Here is an 18280-nt window from a genome sequence, read left to right as displayed (position 1 = left end):
ACTTATGACGAAATCTGATCTCATTGAACGTCTTTCTTCTAGTCAGCAACATCTTGCCGCTAAGGATGTTGAGGCTGCAGTTCGGGAAATCCTCGAGTGCATGGCTGGCACCCTTGAAAGCGGAAACCGTATCGAAATTCGCGGTTTTGGTAGTTTTTCCCTTCACTACAGAGCGCCAAGAGTTGGTCGCAACCCTAAAACAGGGGAGAAAGTGGAACTTCTGGCCAAGAGCGTCCCCCATTTCAAACCCGGCAAAGAGTTAAGAGAACGCGTAAACTCTTTGTAATTCAACTCTGTTTGGTGTTGACATGAAATTTTTGAAATCCATATTGTATTTCATGGCTGTTTTGTCGTTAGCCATGTTCTTGGTGACTTTGGGTTCGGTTAACGGTCAACAAATTCATATTAATTTTCTGATTGCTCAAGATGATTTCAGTCTTGCGGCTCTGCTTGTCGGTGCTTTCTTTTCAGGATTCCTAGTTGCGTTATGTGCGCTGGGATTCAGCTATATTGTCACCAGATTAAAATTACGCAAATTACAGAATCATATCGCTCGGCTATCTTCTCAGATCAATACACCAGTTAAGGAATAATAGAATTAATGCTGGAGTTACTCTTCCTGCTTTTGCCAGTGGCAGTGGCTTATGGCTGGTACATGGGAAGACGAAGTGTCCGTATTGATGAAGATCGTAAAACCTCTCAGCGTTCAAGAAGTTACGCTGCAGGTATTAACTTCCTGCTCTCTGAACAGCCAGACAAAGCTGTAGATCTATTTATAGATTTATTACAGGTTGATACAGACACCATTGATACTCATCTCGCGCTGGGGAATTTATTCCGTCAGAGAGGTGAGGTCGATCGCGCTATTCGAATTCATCAGAATCTGGTTGCCCGCTGTCTTGATTCTACAGAACAACAAAATCTCTCGATGCTTGAATTAGCTCGAGATTTTGTTGCTGCTGGCTTGTTAGATAGAGCAGAAAGTGTGCTTATTAAATTATTAGATGATGATGAATTGGCGGATGATGCCAGAAAGATGTTGCTGCAAATTTATGAGCAACTGAATGAATGGCAGAAAGCTATTGATATAGCGGAAAAGCTATCCAGTAAAAATCATCACAGAATTGTTGCGCATTATTACTGCCAACTGGCAGAAATTGATTTCTCCCTGGCAGATTTCAAAATAATAGCTTCCAGATTAAAAAGAGCATTAAAGGCAGATCCTCAATGTGTTCGGGCTCAGATGTTGCTGTCTCAACTATATATAAAACACCAACAGTACGAGCTGGCGATTAAACATATTGATCAAATTCCTGATTTATCTCCGGCATTTGCCAGTGAGGCATGGAAGCTATTACTACAATGCAAGCCTCATATGGATGAGAATAGTTTTACATCGATATTAATCCGATGGCTTGAGAAAACACAGAATACTACTGTTGCGCTTGCATTAGCTGAGACCATTCAGGCTCGGCAGGGCATTCGTGATGCAGAAGCATTTATATTACGTCATATCAAAAGGAATCCGACAATGAAGGGATTTCATCGCTTAATGACGTATCAATTAGAGGCTATGCATGATGATAAAGCGACAGAGAGCATTGCTTTATTACGCTCGTTAGTTGAGAAGCAAATGGCTATTAAGCCAATCTACCGTTGTGCACATTGTGGTTTTTCCAGCAAGGTCATATTTTGGCATTGTCCATCATGTAAGCAGTGGGGAAGTATTTCACCGATCCAAGGTCTGGATGGTGACTAATTAATATCGGCAGGAAATATGACAGAACCTAAAGTTATCGTTGCGCTTGATTTTGCAAAAAAAGAAGAAGCTTTATCTTTTGTTGATCAGGTTACGCCTTCAGATTGTCGCTTAAAAATCGGCAAAGAGATGTTCACTTATTATGGTCCACAGTTTGTTGAATTGCTGGTCAAGAAAGGATTCGATGTATTTCTGGATTTGAAATTTCACGATATCCCGACAACAGTGGCTAAAGCTGTTAAAGCGAGTGCTGAGATGGGCGTTTGGATGGTGAACGTTCATGCATCAGGTGGCCGGAAAATGATGGAAGCCGCTCGTAGTGCGTTATTACCTTATGGCGATAAAGCACCAATGCTGATCGCTGTTACTGTGTTAACCAGTATGGAACAGAGCGACCTGGCTGATATAGGGCTTGATATCCCACCTTTCGAACAGGTATTACGTCTGGCCACATTGACACAGCAAGCTGGTCTGGATGGTGTGGTTTGTTCAGCGCAGGAAGCCTCTGTACTGAAATCAAAACTGGGCAGTGATTTTAAATTGATTACCCCGGGTATCCGGTTGGATGTGTCTGCTAAAGTCGATGACCAGAGCCGTGTGATGACCCCGGTAGATGCCATTAGAGCGGGTGCGGATTATCTGGTTATTGGTCGTCCTGTGACACAGGCAGCATCTCCACGCGATGTTTTACGTGCAATAAACCAGTCTTTAGTTTGAGATTAACAGATAAAGCCTAAGAGCCGCATTTATGCGGCTTTTCTTTTATAGAGCAAAGCCAGAACTATACCTGTTATCGATCCAATCCAATGAGACTGCCAGTGAACGTTCATGCCTATTATCTGGGTACTGATGCTGTTTGCAGATATGGCGTCTACACCAAGTTTAATAAATAGAATCAAAAGCACACATACAGGAAACCAGGAATGTCTCCGCCGCCATTCGGTGACTGAATACCAGCTGTATAACCCATGTAACGCGCCTGAGAAGCCCAGATAGAATTCTGTTGAGGGTAACATCAGATATATTGCCAGATTGACGCAAAACACCTGTAATAGGCTTATTACAGACCATACCCGCAATGCTATCTGGTTCTCGTATAGAGTTAACAGTAAAAACAAGCCGATGAGATTGAGTATTAGGTGGGGCGTATTGGCATGCACCAGTCCACCTGTTACTAATCGCCAGTACTCCTGGTGTTCGATCAGCGTCCGCTCAAAAGCCAGGTTTGTGATAAATGTCTGAATGAATTGCAGTATAAACAGAAAAAGGGAAGCGAGCAGGAAGAAAATAATATTGGAGCGGAGAAAGACATGCCGCACATAACTGGTTATGGAATTATGTGCGGCCACAATTATTATTGTCTTTCGATCAGGAAATCATCCAGTGATTTACCTTGTGCGATGGCTTCACGAATTGGTACAGGCTGACGGCCCTGACCAGTCCAGGTTTGTTCCTGACCATCAGCATCAGTATAACGATATTTAGCAGGACGAGGAGCGCGTTTACTGGTTTTTTCAGCTTCTGGTTGACCTTGCAGTAATTCAGCAATGTCGATACCTTCAGCGCGCAGTAATTCTTTATACTCTGAAATTTTACGAGTACGTTCTTCCTGTTGTTTACGCATACTTTCTTCAGATTCACGACGTTCTTCAACAATCGCTGCTAACTTTTCAAAACCTTCATTTAGCTGTTCCAAAGTCAATTCGCGGGTAACAGCTCGCAGACTGCGAACATTTAAAAACACTCTCAGAAAATCAGACATGGAAATGACCTTATAGAAATAATTGGGTTACATTTATAATTTATAAATGATAAATAAAATAGTCAATCAAAGAGATGATTATTTTTTAAATAAGAACTAAAAATGACTTTAATTAGTGCTGATTTAGTCCGTGTCTCAAGCCGTCATATGTCATTTTTAGGTATAAGTCATATATTGCTTAGAGAACAAGGGGCGACTAATTGAAAAAAACTAAAGCACTACACTAGAGGGTTATAACGGGCACAAAAGGTGAGGAATGACACGAAAAATAAAAAAATATCAAGAAATTGGTTGTGTGGAATAAGGGTGCAAAAGAGTCAGATTGACTTCAGTGTGATGGTGCCGCCGGCCGGAGTCGAACCGGCACGCTGTAACCAGCGAGGGATTTTAAATCCCTTGTGTCTACCAATTTCACCACGGCGGCACATATTTGGAGGCGCGTCCCGGAGTCGAACCGGGCTAGACGGATTTGCAATCCGCTACATAACCGCTTTGTTAACGCGCCTTATTTTGGAGCGGGAAACGAGACTCGAACTCGCGACCCTAACCTTGGCAAGGTTATGCTCTACCAACTGAGCTATTCCCGCTTTCAATGTTGTTGAATTCTATATATATCTGACGCAGAGTCAACATCATTTCATATTCATGCGTTCGTTCGACGCTTTTTTATGCAAAACCTTATTTGGTTGTATTAAGTAACTCAGGTTTTGCTGCTTTAAGATACTGCATCATTGAATAAAAGGTCAAAATAACAGCAACATACAGCAAAGCATAAGACAACCAGATCATCCAGATGTTGTATTGCCAGATCAACCCAGTCAGAGAAACCATCTGTATAGTGGTTTTCCATTTACCAGCCAGACCAACGGCAACCGATGCCCGTTTTCCCAGTTCGGCCATCCATTCCCGTAGTGCCGAGATCAGAATTTCACGACCAATCATAATAACAGCAGGAATAGTGATAAATACGGAGCTGTAATGTTCAACAATAAGAACAAGCGCTGTAGCGACCATCACTTTATCCGCAACCGGATCAAGGAAGGCGCCGAAGGCTGTGCTTTGATTCAAACGTCTGGCCAAATAGCCATCGAACCAGTCGGTAATGGCTGCCAGCACAAAGAAAATTGCGGCTGCAAAGTAACTCCACGCAACAGGGAAGTAGAAAACCACAACAAAAACAGGAATCAGAGCGAGACGAAACAGTGTCAAAAGATTAGGAATATTCAGCATGATCAACGATCCAGACGATTTTTAATGTAAGGTATCATAAATGACCTGTGCTAAGGCAGGGCTTATACCCGGAACTTTTGCTAATTCGTCGGGCGTAGCACGAATTATTTCCTGTATACCTCCCAAATATTTTAATAAAGCCTGCCGACGCTTGGCACCGATACCCGGGACTGTTTCCAGAAGACTTTCGGTCCGCTTTTTATTTCTGCGGTGTCGATGCCCGGTAATGGCGAAGCGATGTGACTCATCGCGGATATGCTGTATCAGGTGCAGAGCTGGCATATCGGCTGGCAAATGAGTTTCTTCATGGGTATTTCCGAAAATCAGGGTTTCTAATCCTGGCTTTCTGGATTCACCTTTAGCGATACCGATAAGAAATGGCTGTTTCTGCAGTTGATGAGACAAGCCGGATAGTACTGATTCAGCCTGTTTTAGTTGCCCTAAACCACCATCAATAAACAAGATATCGGGAATTTTCTCCGCATCTTGCTGTTTATTAAACCTGCGGAATAACGCCTGTTTCATTGCGGCATAGTCATCCCCCGGAGTGATATCCTCAATATTATACAGGCGATATTCACTGGTTCTGGGGCCTTCCCGGTCGAATACGACACAAGACGCAACCGTGGCTTCACCCTGGGTATGCGAGATATCAAAGCATTCCATTCGTTTGATGGGGGTGCTGAATCGGAGTATTTCCTGTAACTGCCGGAATCGTTGCTCAATCGTTGTTTTATGTGCAAGTTTACTATTCAGTGCGGCTTCAGCGTTGGTTGTGGCTAGTTGACAATAGCGGGCGCGCTCGCTGCGCGTCCTGCTGGTAATCCTTATTTTAAGTCCGGCAATCTGACTGAGCATTTCAGAAAGATCATCTTCGTCCTCCATTTTATGATCAAGGATGATCTCTTTTGGCAGTTGCCGTCCGGATACGTCAGAAAGATAAAATTGTTGAATGAATGCATATAGCAACTCAGAAACATCACTATCTGCAGGTAGTGATGGGAAATAATTTCTGCTGCCAAGCACCTTTCCTTGCCGTATAAAAAGTACATGCACACTGGCAATACCATTTTTGATGGCTGTACCTATAATATCCAGATCATCAAATATATTGCCGCTGACAGATTGCTGTTCCTGAATTTTACGCAGATTCTGGATCTGATCCCGCAGGCTGGCCGCTTCTTCGAAACGTAACGCACTGCTGGCTTTTTCCATTTTGCTAACCAGCAGAGCAATAACCTGCTGGTTTTTCCCCTGTAAAAACATCCGAACCAGATTAACCTGCTCCATATACTGCTCATCACTGATTAATCCGGTAACACACGGCCCGCTGCAACGCTTCAGTTGATAAAGCAGACAAGGGCGGGAACGGTTGGCATAAACCGAGTCTTCGCATTGGCGTATCGGAAAGATCTTTTGTATGACATGCAGGCTTTCTTTAACCGCATAACCACTGGGGTAGGGCCCGAAATATTCGCCTTTCTGCTTTCTGACACCGCGATGCAGGCTGAGGCGGGGGTGCTGATGTGATGATAAAAATATATAGGGATAGGATTTATCATCGCGCAATAAAATATTGTATTTAGGTCGGTGTTGCTTGATCAGATTATGTTCAAGTATTAGCGCTTCTGTTTCCGTCAGGGTGACAGTGACTTGAATATCAGCAATATTGCTGACCAGTGCACGGGTTTTTGCACTATCAACATTAGTCCGGAAATAGGAGGATAATCGCTTCTTAAGATTCTTGGCTTTCCCGACATAAATGATACAGCCTGCGCTATCGGTCATTCGATAAACGCCGGGCTGTTCAGTTACTACCTTGAGAAATCGCTGATAATCAAATCCGGATGAAGTCGTCGCGTTCAATGCCGATCCTTTGGATGCTCTATAACGTTTCTGCGTCCAAAATACCGTAACGGATAGCCATTCTTGTCAACTCAACATCACCGTTGATATTCAATTTCTCAAAAAGACGGTACCGGTAGCTGTTGACTGTTTTCGGACTTAGATTAAGGCTTTCTGCAATATCTTGAACTTTATCACCCTTGGTGATCATCATGGTGATTTGCATTTCACGATCAGACAACGCTTTAAAGGGATTATCCGTTACCGGAGTACAAACCTGGCTCAATGCGATTTGCTGAGCAATCTCAGGGGAGATGTAGCGCTGACCTGAATTAACTGCACGAATAGCGTGGATCATTTCGTCCGGTGCAGAACATTTGGTCAGATAGCCTGCAGCACCGGCCTGCATTACTTTCAACGGGAACGGTGTTTCAGTATGAACAGTTAATACTATGATTTTGATATCAGGTTTAAAACGAAGTATTTTTTTTGTTGCTTCCAGTCCACCGATACCAGGCATGTTCATATCCATGAGGATGACATCGGCCTGGTTTTCTCTGAACCACTGGACTGCCTGTTCGCCACTTACAGCTTCTCCGACTACCCGAAGACCACGAACATCTTCCAGTATGCGGCGAATACCTGTGCGTACCAGCTCATGATCATCCACCAGAAATACACTAATCAATCGAGTTGCTCCGCTTATGACTAAGAAGGATGTTTAACAAATTATAGTAAACACCGGTTACACACCTACATATGTATATAAAACATGCTTCCTGCCGTCTTCAGTATGCTGGCTGAAATTAAAAAAGTGAAGAGGAATTGCTTTGCTATTGAAGTAAATAATGATTTCATGACATGAAATCGATTTCTGCCGGAGGTGCGCTATGACTGGCATAGCGAAAGAAAAATATCGTTTAGCTTATAAAACACCCGATTTTGTGATTGAACAGATTGATCTTGATATATCACTGAATGAAACCTGTACTCAGGTTACTGCGACGAGTCTGGTCAAACGGCAGGGTGATCATAAGAATTCCCTAGTTCTTGATGGCGAAGAGTTAACTCTGATTTCTGTTTTAGTGGATAAAAACGCGGTCAGCTACCGAATCGAAAATAATCAGTTATGCATCGATAATGTTCCTGATTCCTTTGAGCTTAAGATTGAAACCCAAATTAATCCGGCTGCCAATAGCGCGCTGGAAGGGTTGTATAAATCAGGAAATGCATTCTGCACACAATGTGAAGCGGAAGGCTTCAGACGAATTACTTATTATCTGGATCGTCCGGATGTATTGGCACGGTTTACTACCAGAATAACAGCGGATAAAGCGGCTTATCCCATTTTACTTTCGAATGGTAACCGTATAGCGGCAGGTGATAATACGGATGGAACCCATTGGGTTCAGTGGCGCGATCCTTTCCCGAAACCTTGTTACCTTTTTGCGCTGGTCGCGGGTGATTTTGATGTCCTGAAAGACACGTTCACCACGAAGAGCGGCCGTACTGTACAGTTAGAACTGTTTGTCGATAAGGGAAACCTGAACCGTAGTTATCATGCGATGAGCAGCCTGAAAAAATCCATGGCCTGGGATGAACAACGGTTCGGACTTGAATACGACCTGGATATTTACATGATCGTGGCGGTTGATTTTTTCAACATGGGCGCGATGGAAAACAAAGGGCTGAATATTTTTAATGCCAAATTTGTTCTCGCAAACTCTGAATCTGCAACTGACACCGACTACTTTGATATTGAAAGAGTGATCGGTCATGAATACTTCCATAATTGGACAGGTAACCGGATTACTTGTCGCGACTGGTTTCAGCTTAGTCTGAAAGAGGGATTGACGGTATTTCGGGATCAGGAGTTTTCCTCTGATTTGGGTTCCAGAGCGATTAACCGCATCCGGAATGTCAAAATTATTCGCGGTCCTCAATTTGCGGAAGATGCTGGTCCGATGTCACATCCGATTCGTCCGGATGTCGTCATGGAAATGAATAACTTTTATACCCTGACAGTGTATGAGAAGGGATCGGAAGTGATCCGGATGTTACATACCATTCTGGGTGAAGAACGATTCCAGGCAGGGATGCGGTTGTATGTTTCCCGTCATGATGGGCAGGCCGTCACCTGTGATGATTTTGTGCAGGCAATGCAGGATGCGTCGGGTATTGATCTGACCCGGTTCCGGCAGTGGTATGCACAATCAGGTACGCCCGTACTGAATGTTACAGATGAATTTGATGCTGCTAACCAGAAATATATTCTGCACGTTAAGCAACATACCCCACCAACAGCTGATCAAAAAGAGAAGTCTGTTCTGCATATCCCACTGAGTCTTGCTTTGTATGATCAGAAGGGTGGTTATCTTGGTGATCAATATGATCAGGTGATTAATATCTGTCAGGATCAGCAATCAATTGAATTTAACGGCATGACAGAAAAACCGGTGGTGGCGTTACTGCAGGATTTTTCAGCGCCGGTGAAACTGGAATTTGACTACGCTGATCAGGATCTTCTGGTGTTAATGCAACACTCCAGAAGTGCGTTCACCCGCTGGGATGCTGCTCAGACATTATTGAATAAATATATCCGCATGAATGTGGAGCGCGTACGTAACCTGCAGAAACCAGAGCTGCCGGCAGCATTAGTTGATGTCTTTGCCGAGATCCTGCGTGATCAGACTTTGGACAAATCGCTGATCGCAGAGATGATGCGAATTCCGTCTGAAACCAGTATGGCTGAGTTATTTGACGAAATAGATGTTGATGCTATTCATGAGGTCAGATGTTTTATTGAGCAGTCAATTGCGACTCAGCTGCATGATGTTTTTGTTGAGGTATATCAGCAAAACAAGACCATACAATATCAGCTGACACAGACGGATATTGCTAAACGGGATCTGGTTTCCGTTTGCCTGGCGTATATTGCATTAAATGGTAATGAGGCGGATCAGCAGATTGTCTCTGCACATTTCCATTCTGCAGATAACATGACCGACGTTCTGGCTGCCATGCAAGCCGCAAAACAAGGACAATTACCTGTTCTGCAGGAGATGATGCACGCTTTTGAAGCTAAATGGCAACATGATGGACTGGTCATGGATAACTGGTTCCGTTTACAAGCCACATCGCCGGCGGCTGATTGTCTGGATGTGGTGAAATCACTGCTGAAGCATCCTTCATTCAGTATGCAGAATCCGAACCGCTTGCGGGCCTTGATTGGAACATTCAGTGCAGCGAATCCATACCGTTTCCATGCCATTGATGGTTCCGGATATACCTTCCTGCGGGAAATGCTGGACGAACTAAATCATAGTAACCCTCAGGTAGCATCACGTTTAATTACACCTTTACTTCAATTCAAACGGTTTGATCCGACCCGTCAATCTTTGATGAAACAAGAGCTGAAACGTTTATCGGCCCGCCCGGATTTATCCCGCGATTTGTTTGAAAAAGTGTCTAAGGCATTGGCTCAGTAACAAGAAAATAACACAGGCGTGAATAATCACGCCTGTTAACACGTTTGTTCTGATTTCTTCTATTTATTCCAGTGTATCGGGAATGCATAAGGGTGCGCCGGTTTGCTTTTCGGGCTAAAATAGCGCGGAAAAAATTTGTCTGAACACCACCGCATTCGAGAGAGGACCTTGATGTTTTATTATCCGTTAGCCCGTCATTTCCTGTTTAAACTAGATCCTGAAGTTGCTCATGAATTGAGTATTCATCAGTTGGCATGGATGGGTGGAACGCCTTTTGAGCTGTTCTTTCGCAACAAGCTGCCTTCTCGTCCGGTTGAGGTTATGGGGCTTAAATTTGATAACCCGGTCGGTCTGGCTGCCGGTTTAGACAAAGACGGTGATGCCATTGATGCATTTGGTGCTATGGGCTTTGGTTTTATTGAAGTTGGCACGGTTACTCCGCGTCCACAACCGGGAAATGATAAGCCCCGGATCTTCCGAGTTATCCCGGCGCAGGGAATCATTAACCGGATGGGGTTCAATAATAAAGGCGTAGACAATCTGATCGAGAATGTCAAAAAGAGCCATTACAAAGGAATTCTTGGTATTAATATCGGCAAGAACAAAGATACGCCGATTGAAAATGGCAAAGACGATTATCTGATCTGCATGGATAAGGTTTATGCCTATGCCGGATATATTGCGGTTAATATTTCATCACCTAATACGCCTAACCTGCGTCAGTTACAATACGGCGAAGCATTGGATGATTTATTGAAAGCGCTGAAAGAACGTCAGAAAGAGCTGGCTGCGAAGCATAATAAATATGTTCCTCTGGCAGTGAAAATTGCGCCGGATTTATCTCCGGAAGAATTGAAACAGGTTGCTGATTCATTATTACGCTACGGTATTGATGGGGTAATTGCGACGAATACAACCCTGGATCGTGAACTGATCCATGACATGCCGCATGCCGCTGAAACTGGTGGTTTGAGTGGCCGTCCGTTACAGAACAAGAGCACTGAAATCATTCGGGCTCTCCATGAGCACCTGAAAGGGCAAATCCCGATTATTGGAGTAGGTGGTATTGATTCGGCGATTGCTGCGCGAGAAAAAATGCAGGCGGGTGCTAAGCTGGTGCAGATTTATTCAGGTTTTATTTATCACGGCCCTGATTTGGTAAAAAATATCGTAAATAACATCTGATATTTACACAAATTATCATTGTCAGTTTGAAAATCGTTCCGGTTTGCTTTATAAATAAAAAAAATGGGAAAAAGAGAGCAGCCGGATGATATTACTTCCTGATGAAAATTGGCGCTGGTTATATGATGAGCAGCGTCAAACTCTTTTGTTGGATTTGACAGATGACATGCAGTTTGCTGTTGCTATCCCCCCAAAACAGCTGGCACAAAAAACTGCATTCGCCGAAGCTTTTTCGCTGGATGATTCTTCACTCTATTATCATTTCCTGGAGTGTCTGGGGGAATTTCCTTTTACAGACCCGGAAAAAGTGCAGATCGTTTTGAATGCGATTGCTGCTGTAAGATATACAAAGCCGTTGATCAGTCATAGCTGGTACTATCAGGACGTTGATATGGTGTCCGAAGAACCGGAACTGGGAGAGGTTTTTTCTGTTGTAACAGATTACACCTACGGGGATGTGATGGTGATATCTCCGGGTAGCAATGCATCACTTTGTATTGTAATCAGTCATGCTATTCAGCTGGATGAAGAAAAGAATCTCAGACAGTCGGCAATTTGCAAAATGATGAACAATAAACTCTTACCTTATCAGGCTGCAGTCCAATATCTTTCAAAAATGGCTTGATTTAAAGTATCCGAACGAAAACAAAAAGCCCGGAATATTTCCGGGCTTTTTTATTATTCAGCCGTTGGGCTGGTGACAGGATGTACATCTTCGCTAGGATAACAACCGAGAATCTTGATATATCGGATAGCAGATTTCAGTTCATTGATCGCTGCCTGCATTTCCTCATTCTCAAGATTGGCAGCCACATCGACATAGAACATTTCTTCCCATGGATTTCCCGGTATAGGACGGGATTCCAGTTTAGTCATATTGATATTGTGATTACGCAGAATCAGCAGTGCCTCGACTAAAGAACCGGTTTTTTGGGTTGTCGACATAATAAAGGTGGTCTTTGCAGGCACTAATGGGGAAACCTGAACCGGCTCCCGGGCTACAACCCAGAATCTGGTGCAGTTATCAGGCTGGTTGGCTAATCCGCTGGCTAATTTGATTAAACCGTAAATTTCGCCACCTTCCGCACTACCGATAGCGGCCGCATTGGGTGATGCCAACTCTTTTACTTTCAGCATTGCAGCTGAAGAGGAGTCACAAAATACTTTCCGGATATGGGGATGCTTTTCAAGATAATGCGATGATTGTGTTATGGGTTGAGGGTGCCCGTAAATAACTTCAATATCGTTAATATCTGTTTCAACAGCGGTTAGCAGGCAGTGATCGATAGGGTAGGTCAATTCCGCAACAATCGATAAACTGGTCTGCTGCATCAGGTCATATACTTCATTAATTGAACCGGAAGTCATGTTTTCGATTGGCAGGACACCATAACGGCAGTTGCCGCTTTCTACTTCCTGGAAAACCTGGTTAAAACTGCTGCAGCCTACTTCCTTGATATCTGAAACTTCACGTCCCAGGAATTTACGGGCAGCGAGGCTGGAATAGGAACCTAACGGACCTAAATAAGCCACACTATTATTACTTTTCGGAACTTCAGGATTTATTTGTTGCTGAATAAAATCCTGCTGCGTTAATACCGAATCTTCAATAATCAGCTGAAAAATTCGCTGAATAAAATGGGCAGAAAGCCCCATTGGACGACCAACCTGGCTCAGATAGGCGAGGAGTTCCTGCTCTCTGTGCTGGTCGCGGATTGGACGCTGGCTCAATAATTTGTTTTTTGCTACTTCAATGCTGATAGCGCGGCGCTTAGCAAAAAGAGTGAGCAACTGGGTGTCAATCTCATTAATGGACTGGCGGATCTCATCCAGTGTAGCCATGGCTTACTCTCCCTGTATAAATTCAATAATCATTACGCACATGAAAACTAAAGAAAACATCATTAGATGTAAATCATTCTGATGCAGCAAATGGTAACACTTCCTGTCCGCGTATATATAGAATAGTCACAATAAATCATTTCTTAATTAGTAAGCGGGAATGCAATGGGTCCTTTGATGTTAGATGTTCAGGGTTGTGAACTGGACGCTGAAGAACGTGAGATACTGAAACATCCGACCGTCGGCGGCGTGATTTTATTTGCCCGCAATTACCATGACCGATCACAATTATCCGCATTGGTAAAATCAATCCGGCAGGCTGCGGCGAAACCGTTACTGATCGGCGTGGATCATGAAGGTGGCCGGGTTCAGCGTTTTCGGGATGGCTTTTCTCGAATTCCGCCGATGGGGCTACTGCATAAAGCCGGTAATCAGGCGGCTGATCTGGCAACGGAGTGCGGCTGGCTTATGGCTGCCGAATTATTAGCGCATGATATTGATTTAAGTTTTGCGCCGGTGCTGGATCTGGAACGGGGTAGCAATGTCATTGGCGATCGCAGTTTCAGCAGTGACCCGGACCAGGTAATCCAGCTGGCATCCGCTTTTATTGACGGTATGCATCAGGCCGGAATGAAGGCGACAGGTAAACATTTTCCAGGACATGGCAGCGTCAGAGCCGATTCTCACCTTGAAAGCCCCCGTGATAACCGTTCATGGGAAGAAATTGAAGCCAGCGATCTGCAACCGTTCAAATGCCTGATCCCATCCGGCAAGCTGGATGCGATTATGCCTGCTCATGTTATTTACACCGAGCTGGATGATCAGCCGGCTGGATTTTCCCGTTTCTGGTTACAGGAGATATTACGGGGAAAATATGGTTTTAACGGCGTCATTTTTAGTGATGATTTAACGATGGAAGGGGCTGCAGTAGCCGGTGGTTATCCTGAACGGGCACTGGCTGCGCTGAATGCCGGTTGTGATATGTTGCTGGCCTGCAATAACAGAGCCGGTGCAGTGGCGATTCTTGATGGTCTGAAAAATCCACCAGCAAGCCGTGCGGACTCACTGCTAAGCACGAACAGTGGTGACTGGTCCCGTCTGACTTCTTCTTCTCGCTGGAAAAATACTCAGAACCGGGTTCGTATTTTCACCGAAGAGTTTGTTAATTAACGTCATATTTTGATCTTAAGCAGCCTTTCGAGGCTTGAAACTGACTGCAGCGCTCAAGACCTGCTATGGTGGATCTGAGACAAGGTTGTTGATTGAGGGATCCATCATGATTATTTACCTGCACGGTTTTGACGCTACCAGCCCTGGTAATTTTGAGAAAATAATGCAACTCCGCTTCATCGATCCCGATGTCCGTCTGGTGAGTTACAGCACTATCCATCCTCGTCAGGATATGAGTGATTTATTGAAAGAAGTTCATCGTCATATCACGACATCGGATGATCCGGCGCCGCTGATTTGTGGTGTGGGTCTGGGGGGATACTGGAGTGAACGCATTGGTTTTTTATGCGGAATCCGGCAAGTGTTGATTAATCCCAACCTGTTCCCTGAAGAAAACATGCAGGGCCGGATCGAACGACCGGAAGAGTATGCGGATATCGCATTGAAATGTGTAACTGAATTCCGTAAAAAAAATGCAGGAAAGTGTATTTGTATTCTTTCTGTTAACGATGAAGTCATGGATAATAGATGTATTGCAGATGCATTGAAAGATTATTACGACATAATATGGGATGAGAAACAAACCCATAAATTCAAGGATCTGTCAGCTCACTTGCAACGAATCAAAGCATTCAAAGATGCGGACTTAAGCAAGTGATTTTTGAGGACGTTTAACGCATCCTTAACATAAGTTATGAAAAAAGGTGTTTCTGGTATGACCAAAATTGTCATTGTTGGTGGTGGAGCAGGTGGTCTGGAATTGGCCACACGTCTGGGGCGCAAGTTAGGTAGAAAGGGCAAAGCACAGATCACGCTGGTTGATCGTAACCGGACTCATTTATGGAAACCTTTACTGCACGAAGTTGCTGCCGGTTCGCTGGATGCGGGGGTTGATGCGCTGAGCTATCAATCTCAGGCTCGTCACAATGCATTTGAATTCCAGCTGGGCACATTAACCAATATCAAACGCGAAGAGAAACGTATCGTTTTAGCACCTATCCATGGTGAAAAAAATGAAGAGGTTCTGGGTGAGCGTGAGATTGAATACGATTATCTGGTTATCGCGCTGGGCTCGGTATCAAACGATTTCAATACACCGGGGGTTCGTGACAACTGTATCTTCCTGGATAGTCCGGATCAGGCGTTCCGCTTCCATAATATCCTGATGGACAAATTCCTGCGTTTTGCGGGTTCACGTACTACCAGCAACACCGATATTCCTCAGGAAGGTAATATTAAAATTGCCATCGTTGGCGCTGGTGCTACCGGGATCGAACTTTCAGCTGAACTGTATAATGCAGTAGAAGAGCTGACAGCATATGGTTATAAAAATCTGTCCCGTCGCAGCCTGAATGTCACTGTTGTTGAAGCGGGTCCACGTATTCTGCCTGCACTGCCGGAACGTATTTCGGCTGCAGCTCACCATGAGCTGAGCGAGCTGGGTGTTGATATCCGCACTGCAACTTTTGTTAGTGAAGCCACTGACAAAGGCCTGATGACGAAAGATGGCGAGCTGATCGAAGCGGACCTGATGGTATGGGCTGCTGGTGTTAAAGCGCCTGATTTCATGAAAGAAATCGGTGGTCTGGAAACGAACCGTGCTAACCAGCTGGTTGTGAAAGGTACGCTGCAGACAACACTGGACGACCGTATTTATGCAATCGGCGATTGTGCCGCTTGTGCGATGGAAGACGGTAAACTGGTTCCGCCACGGGCCCAATCGGCGCACCAGATGGCTACTCAGTGCATGAAGAATATTCTGGCCCAGATGAGTGGTAGCGAGCTGAAACCTTATCAGTACGTTGATTACGGTTCTCTGGTTTCTCTGAGTAACTTCTCTACCGTAGGTAGTCTGATGGGTAACCTGATGCGTGGCTCAATGATGATTGAAGGTCGCATTGCCCGCATGATGTATATTTCGCTGTATCGTATGCATCAGGTCGCGCTATATGGTTATGTAAAAACCGGCTTGATCATGCTGGTTGGTCAGCTGAACCGTATTTTGCGTCCACGCTTGAAACTGCATTAATCCGTTACAGTAACAAAAAAGCCGGCATTTTCAGCCGGCTTTTTATTTACCTGAGATGTTAAAAACACCGCGAGGTGGCGACGTTTTTGATTCGATCTTAATGAGCCTGAGCTTCGCCGATAGGCAGAACAGTGCGGCCGAATTTTTCATTCAGCACTTCAGCCATCGCCAGGTAGATAGCGGAAGCGCCACAGAAGATACCTTCAAAGCCAGCGAAAGTACCTAACGCTGCGCTACCAGTAAAGTCTTTGGCAGCCAGCAGGAAGAACAGGATGACCAGTGAACCGAAAACCACTTGCAGTGCTTTCGGTGCTTTCAGCGTACCGAAGAACATGAACAGGGTGAAAATACCCCACATCAGCAGGTAGCAGCCCATTGCGAACTCGTCAGCCGCGTCAGCCCAGCCCCATTTTGGCATCAGGATCAGGAATACCAGGCTGATCCAGAAGAAACCGTAAGAGGTAAATGCTGTCACACCAAAAGTATTACCTTTTTTGTATTCCAGGATACCAGCAATCACTTGCGCCATACCGCCATATGCCAGACCCATTGCCAGAATCATAGCGCTGATAGGGAAGAAGCCTGCATTATGGATGTTCAGCAGCACAGTGGTCATACCAAAACCCATCAGACCTAATGGTGCTGGATTTGCCAATTTTTCGCTCACGAGAAGTTCTCCGGTTAATAACTCACACAAAGGGTTCATCGTCCTGATGAACGTTAGATTTATGTAAAAATCCGCGCGATTCTAGAGGGCTGATCCGTCATGTGCAAGTGAATTTGAGAGTTAGATCAAAGAAGTTTTTATGTAGTAAATATACAGACTCGGCCAAAACAAAAGGGAAGCAAATGCTTCCCTATGGCAAATGTTAAAATGTTGTAAAATTACTCCACTTCGTTGCCGCTTTTTTCGTTTGCCGCAGAGGCTTTGGCATTATTCAGTGTTGTACCGGCAATAGATAACAGTGCTTCGCGTGTCAGGAATGCCTGATGTCCGGTAAACAGGACGTTATGGCATGCGGATAACCGGCGGAAGGTGTCATCGGTGATGACTTCGTTCGATTTATCCTCAAAGAACAATTCGCTTTCTTCTTCATAAACGTCCAGACCGAGTGCACCAATCTTGCCTTGTTTCAGTGCTTCAATAGCATCCTGTGCATTCAGCAAGGCGCCGCGACTGGTGTTGATAATCATCACGCCTTTTTTCATTTTTGCGAAAGATTCGGCATTCAGCAGATGATAGTTTTCTTTAAAGAGCGGGCAGTGCAGGCTGATGACATCGGACTCACGGAACAAGGTGTCCAGATCCACATACTCGGCGCCCAGTTCAACGGCTGCCTGATTCTGGAATGGATCGTTTACTAATAAACGCATACCAAAACCTTTTAGAATTCTTAAGGTTGCGATACCGATTTTACCCGTACCGATAATGCCGGCTGTTTTGCCAAACATATTGAAACCAACCAGACCATCCAGTGCGAAGTTGGCGTCGCGGGTGCGCTGATAAGCTTTATGGATGCGGCGGTTCAGCGTCATCATCAGGCCCACACTATGTTCCGCAACGGCTTCTGGCGAGTAGGCAGGAACGCGGACTACAGTCAGTCCCAGCTCTTTGGCTGCGGCCAGATCGACGTTGTTGTAACCGGCGCAACGCATTGCTAACAGACGGGTGCCGTTGTTGACCAGATCCGTCAGAACCGGGCGTGACAGATCATCGTTAACGAAAGCACAGACAACAGGATAACCATGTGCCAGCCGGGACGTTTTTTGATCTAACCTGACGTCGAAATAGTCCAGTTCATAATCGAACTGCTGGTTAGCCTGTTCAAAATAATCACGGTCGTATGCTTTGGCACTGAATAATGCGATTTTCATAGGTACGTCTCCACCTAAAAGATGTAGTAAAATTACATCATTATTTGCGGTATCGTCAATATATTATGATGCATATCAAAAAAATATGCCAAAAA

Annotated in this window: 18 protein-coding genes and 3 tRNA genes; 10 read left to right on the top strand and 11 right to left on the bottom strand. The window is 44.7% G+C overall.

What is annotated here, in order from left to right; all coding sequences use genetic code 11:
* Positions 1-4: 4 nt before the first annotated feature.
* From HNR75_RS03350 to pyrF, 4 genes are read left to right on the top strand one after another with little or no spacing between them, the layout of a single operon-like run.
* Positions 5-286, top strand: a complete 282-nt coding sequence (locus HNR75_RS03350; RefSeq protein WP_188025610.1) for an integration host factor subunit beta — start codon at positions 5-7, stop codon at positions 284-286.
* A 22-nt stretch (positions 287-308) separates the two neighbouring features.
* Entirely contained in the window at positions 309-593 is a 285-nt protein-coding gene (locus HNR75_RS03345; RefSeq protein WP_188025609.1) for a LapA family protein, read from the top strand.
* 8 nt (positions 594-601) lie between these two features.
* Positions 602-1759, top strand: a complete 1158-nt coding sequence (lapB, locus tag HNR75_RS03340; protein ID WP_188025608.1) for a lipopolysaccharide assembly protein LapB — start codon at positions 602-604, stop codon at positions 1757-1759.
* Between the two features lie 18 nt (positions 1760-1777).
* Positions 1778-2476, top strand: a complete 699-nt coding sequence (gene pyrF / locus HNR75_RS03335; RefSeq protein ID WP_188025607.1) for an orotidine-5'-phosphate decarboxylase — start codon at positions 1778-1780, stop codon at positions 2474-2476.
* A gap of 29 nt (positions 2477-2505) precedes the next feature.
* On the opposite strand, the gene rrtA is transcribed toward pyrF, so the two are convergent.
* The 8 genes from rrtA to uvrY form a co-directional block, all read right to left on the bottom strand.
* Complete coding sequence (gene rrtA, locus HNR75_RS03330) at positions 2506-3108, bottom strand: rhombosortase (protein ID WP_188025606.1); 603 nt, start codon at positions 3106-3108, stop codon at positions 2506-2508.
* A 5-nt stretch (positions 3109-3113) separates the two neighbouring features.
* Entirely contained in the window at positions 3114-3521 is a 408-nt protein-coding gene (locus HNR75_RS03325) for an H-NS family histone-like protein (protein WP_188025605.1), read from the bottom strand.
* Between the two features lie 337 nt (positions 3522-3858).
* Positions 3859-3945, bottom strand: a tRNA-Leu gene (locus tag HNR75_RS03320).
* A 7-nt stretch (positions 3946-3952) separates the two neighbouring features.
* Positions 3953-4026, bottom strand: a tRNA-Cys gene (locus HNR75_RS03315).
* 6 nt (positions 4027-4032) lie between these two features.
* Positions 4033-4108: transfer RNA gene (locus tag HNR75_RS03310), tRNA-Gly, on the bottom strand.
* A 91-nt stretch (positions 4109-4199) separates the two neighbouring features.
* Entirely contained in the window at positions 4200-4751 is a 552-nt protein-coding gene (pgsA, locus tag HNR75_RS03305; protein WP_188025604.1) for a CDP-diacylglycerol--glycerol-3-phosphate 3-phosphatidyltransferase, read from the bottom strand.
* A 21-nt stretch (positions 4752-4772) separates the two neighbouring features.
* Positions 4773-6617, bottom strand: a complete 1845-nt coding sequence (gene uvrC / locus HNR75_RS03300; RefSeq protein WP_188025603.1) for an excinuclease ABC subunit UvrC — start codon at positions 6615-6617, stop codon at positions 4773-4775.
* A 19-nt stretch (positions 6618-6636) separates the two neighbouring features.
* On the bottom strand, positions 6637-7284 hold the full coding sequence (gene uvrY, locus HNR75_RS03295) for a UvrY/SirA/GacA family response regulator transcription factor (protein ID WP_188025602.1): 648 nt from the start codon (positions 7282-7284) through the stop codon (positions 6637-6639).
* Between the two features lie 202 nt (positions 7285-7486).
* Between uvrY and pepN the strand changes: the two genes are divergently transcribed.
* From pepN to HNR75_RS03280, 3 genes are all read left to right on the top strand, one after another.
* A complete protein-coding gene (gene pepN / locus HNR75_RS03290; protein WP_188025601.1) occupies positions 7487-10084 on the top strand; it encodes an aminopeptidase N in 2598 nt (865 codons plus the stop codon).
* Positions 10085-10255: 171 nt separating this feature from the next.
* Positions 10256-11269: a quinone-dependent dihydroorotate dehydrogenase gene (gene pyrD / locus HNR75_RS03285; protein WP_188025600.1), complete on the top strand. Its 1014-nt coding sequence runs from the start codon at positions 10256-10258 to the stop codon at positions 11267-11269.
* An 85-nt stretch (positions 11270-11354) separates the two neighbouring features.
* Positions 11355-11894, top strand: a complete 540-nt coding sequence (locus HNR75_RS03280) for a cell division protein ZapC (RefSeq protein ID WP_188025599.1) — start codon at positions 11355-11357, stop codon at positions 11892-11894.
* Between the two features lie 53 nt (positions 11895-11947).
* Here the strand turns inward: HNR75_RS03280 and HNR75_RS03275 are convergent, their stop codons facing one another.
* On the bottom strand, positions 11948-13111 hold the full coding sequence (locus HNR75_RS03275; RefSeq protein WP_188025598.1) for a chorismate mutase: 1164 nt from the start codon (positions 13109-13111) through the stop codon (positions 11948-11950).
* A 177-nt stretch (positions 13112-13288) separates the two neighbouring features.
* Here HNR75_RS03275 and nagZ point away from each other — a divergent pair, with 177 nt between their 5' ends.
* From nagZ to HNR75_RS03260, 3 genes are all read left to right on the top strand, one after another.
* Positions 13289-14281: a beta-N-acetylhexosaminidase gene (gene nagZ / locus HNR75_RS03270; RefSeq protein ID WP_246358718.1), complete on the top strand. Its 993-nt coding sequence runs from the start codon at positions 13289-13291 to the stop codon at positions 14279-14281.
* Positions 14282-14387: 106 nt separating this feature from the next.
* The gene (gene ycfP, locus HNR75_RS03265) at positions 14388-14939 is read left to right on the top strand and encodes an alpha/beta hydrolase YcfP (RefSeq protein ID WP_188025821.1); all 552 of its coding nucleotides are present in this window, start codon (positions 14388-14390) and stop codon (positions 14937-14939) included.
* A 57-nt stretch (positions 14940-14996) separates the two neighbouring features.
* The gene (locus tag HNR75_RS03260; RefSeq protein ID WP_188025596.1) at positions 14997-16310 is read left to right on the top strand and encodes an NAD(P)/FAD-dependent oxidoreductase; all 1314 of its coding nucleotides are present in this window, start codon (positions 14997-14999) and stop codon (positions 16308-16310) included.
* A 97-nt stretch (positions 16311-16407) separates the two neighbouring features.
* On the opposite strand, the gene HNR75_RS03255 is transcribed toward HNR75_RS03260, so the two are convergent.
* Both HNR75_RS03255 and HNR75_RS03250 read right to left on the bottom strand, forming a co-directional pair.
* Positions 16408-16977, bottom strand: coding sequence for an acetate uptake transporter (locus HNR75_RS03255; protein WP_188025595.1), 570 nt, complete (start codon positions 16975-16977; stop codon positions 16408-16410).
* A 218-nt stretch (positions 16978-17195) separates the two neighbouring features.
* On the bottom strand, positions 17196-18185 hold the full coding sequence (locus tag HNR75_RS03250) for a 2-hydroxyacid dehydrogenase (RefSeq protein ID WP_188025594.1): 990 nt from the start codon (positions 18183-18185) through the stop codon (positions 17196-17198).
* Positions 18186-18280: the final 95 nt, after the last annotated feature.

Origin of the sequence: Tolumonas osonensis, from assembly GCF_014202415.1 — a bacterium.
Classification (GTDB): domain Bacteria; phylum Pseudomonadota; class Gammaproteobacteria; order Enterobacterales; family Aeromonadaceae; genus Tolumonas; species Tolumonas osonensis.
This window is presented reverse-complemented; position numbering and strand designations above follow the sequence as displayed.

Bases quoted from the DNA above. Each gene is read 5' to 3' on its own strand.
- HNR75_RS03350 (WP_188025610.1), top strand. From the start codon at position 5: ATGACGAAATCTGATCTCATTGAACGTCTTTCTTCTAGTCAGCAACAT.
- HNR75_RS03345 (WP_188025609.1), top strand. From the start codon at position 309: ATGAAATTTTTGAAATCCATATTGTATTTCATGGCTGTTTTGTCGTTA.
- lapB (WP_188025608.1), top strand. From the start codon at position 602: ATGCTGGAGTTACTCTTCCTGCTTTTGCCAGTGGCAGTGGCTTATGGC.
- pyrF (WP_188025607.1), top strand. From the start codon at position 1,778: ATGACAGAACCTAAAGTTATCGTTGCGCTTGATTTTGCAAAAAAAGAA.
- HNR75_RS03325 (WP_188025605.1), bottom strand. From the start codon at position 3,521: ATGTCTGATTTTCTGAGAGTGTTTTTAAATGTTCGCAGTCTGCGAGCT.
- pgsA (WP_188025604.1), bottom strand. From the start codon at position 4,751: ATGCTGAATATTCCTAATCTTTTGACACTGTTTCGTCTCGCTCTGATT.
- pepN (WP_188025601.1), top strand. From the start codon at position 7,487: ATGACTGGCATAGCGAAAGAAAAATATCGTTTAGCTTATAAAACACCC.
- pyrD (WP_188025600.1), top strand. From the start codon at position 10,256: ATGTTTTATTATCCGTTAGCCCGTCATTTCCTGTTTAAACTAGATCCT.
- HNR75_RS03280 (WP_188025599.1), top strand. From the start codon at position 11,355: ATGATATTACTTCCTGATGAAAATTGGCGCTGGTTATATGATGAGCAG.
- HNR75_RS03275 (WP_188025598.1), bottom strand. From the start codon at position 13,111: ATGGCTACACTGGATGAGATCCGCCAGTCCATTAATGAGATTGACACC.
- nagZ (WP_246358718.1), top strand. From the start codon at position 13,289: ATGTTAGATGTTCAGGGTTGTGAACTGGACGCTGAAGAACGTGAGATA.
- ycfP (WP_188025821.1), top strand. From the start codon at position 14,388: ATGATTATTTACCTGCACGGTTTTGACGCTACCAGCCCTGGTAATTTT.
- HNR75_RS03260 (WP_188025596.1), top strand. From the start codon at position 14,997: ATGACCAAAATTGTCATTGTTGGTGGTGGAGCAGGTGGTCTGGAATTG.
- HNR75_RS03250 (WP_188025594.1), bottom strand. From the start codon at position 18,185: ATGAAAATCGCATTATTCAGTGCCAAAGCATACGACCGTGATTATTTT.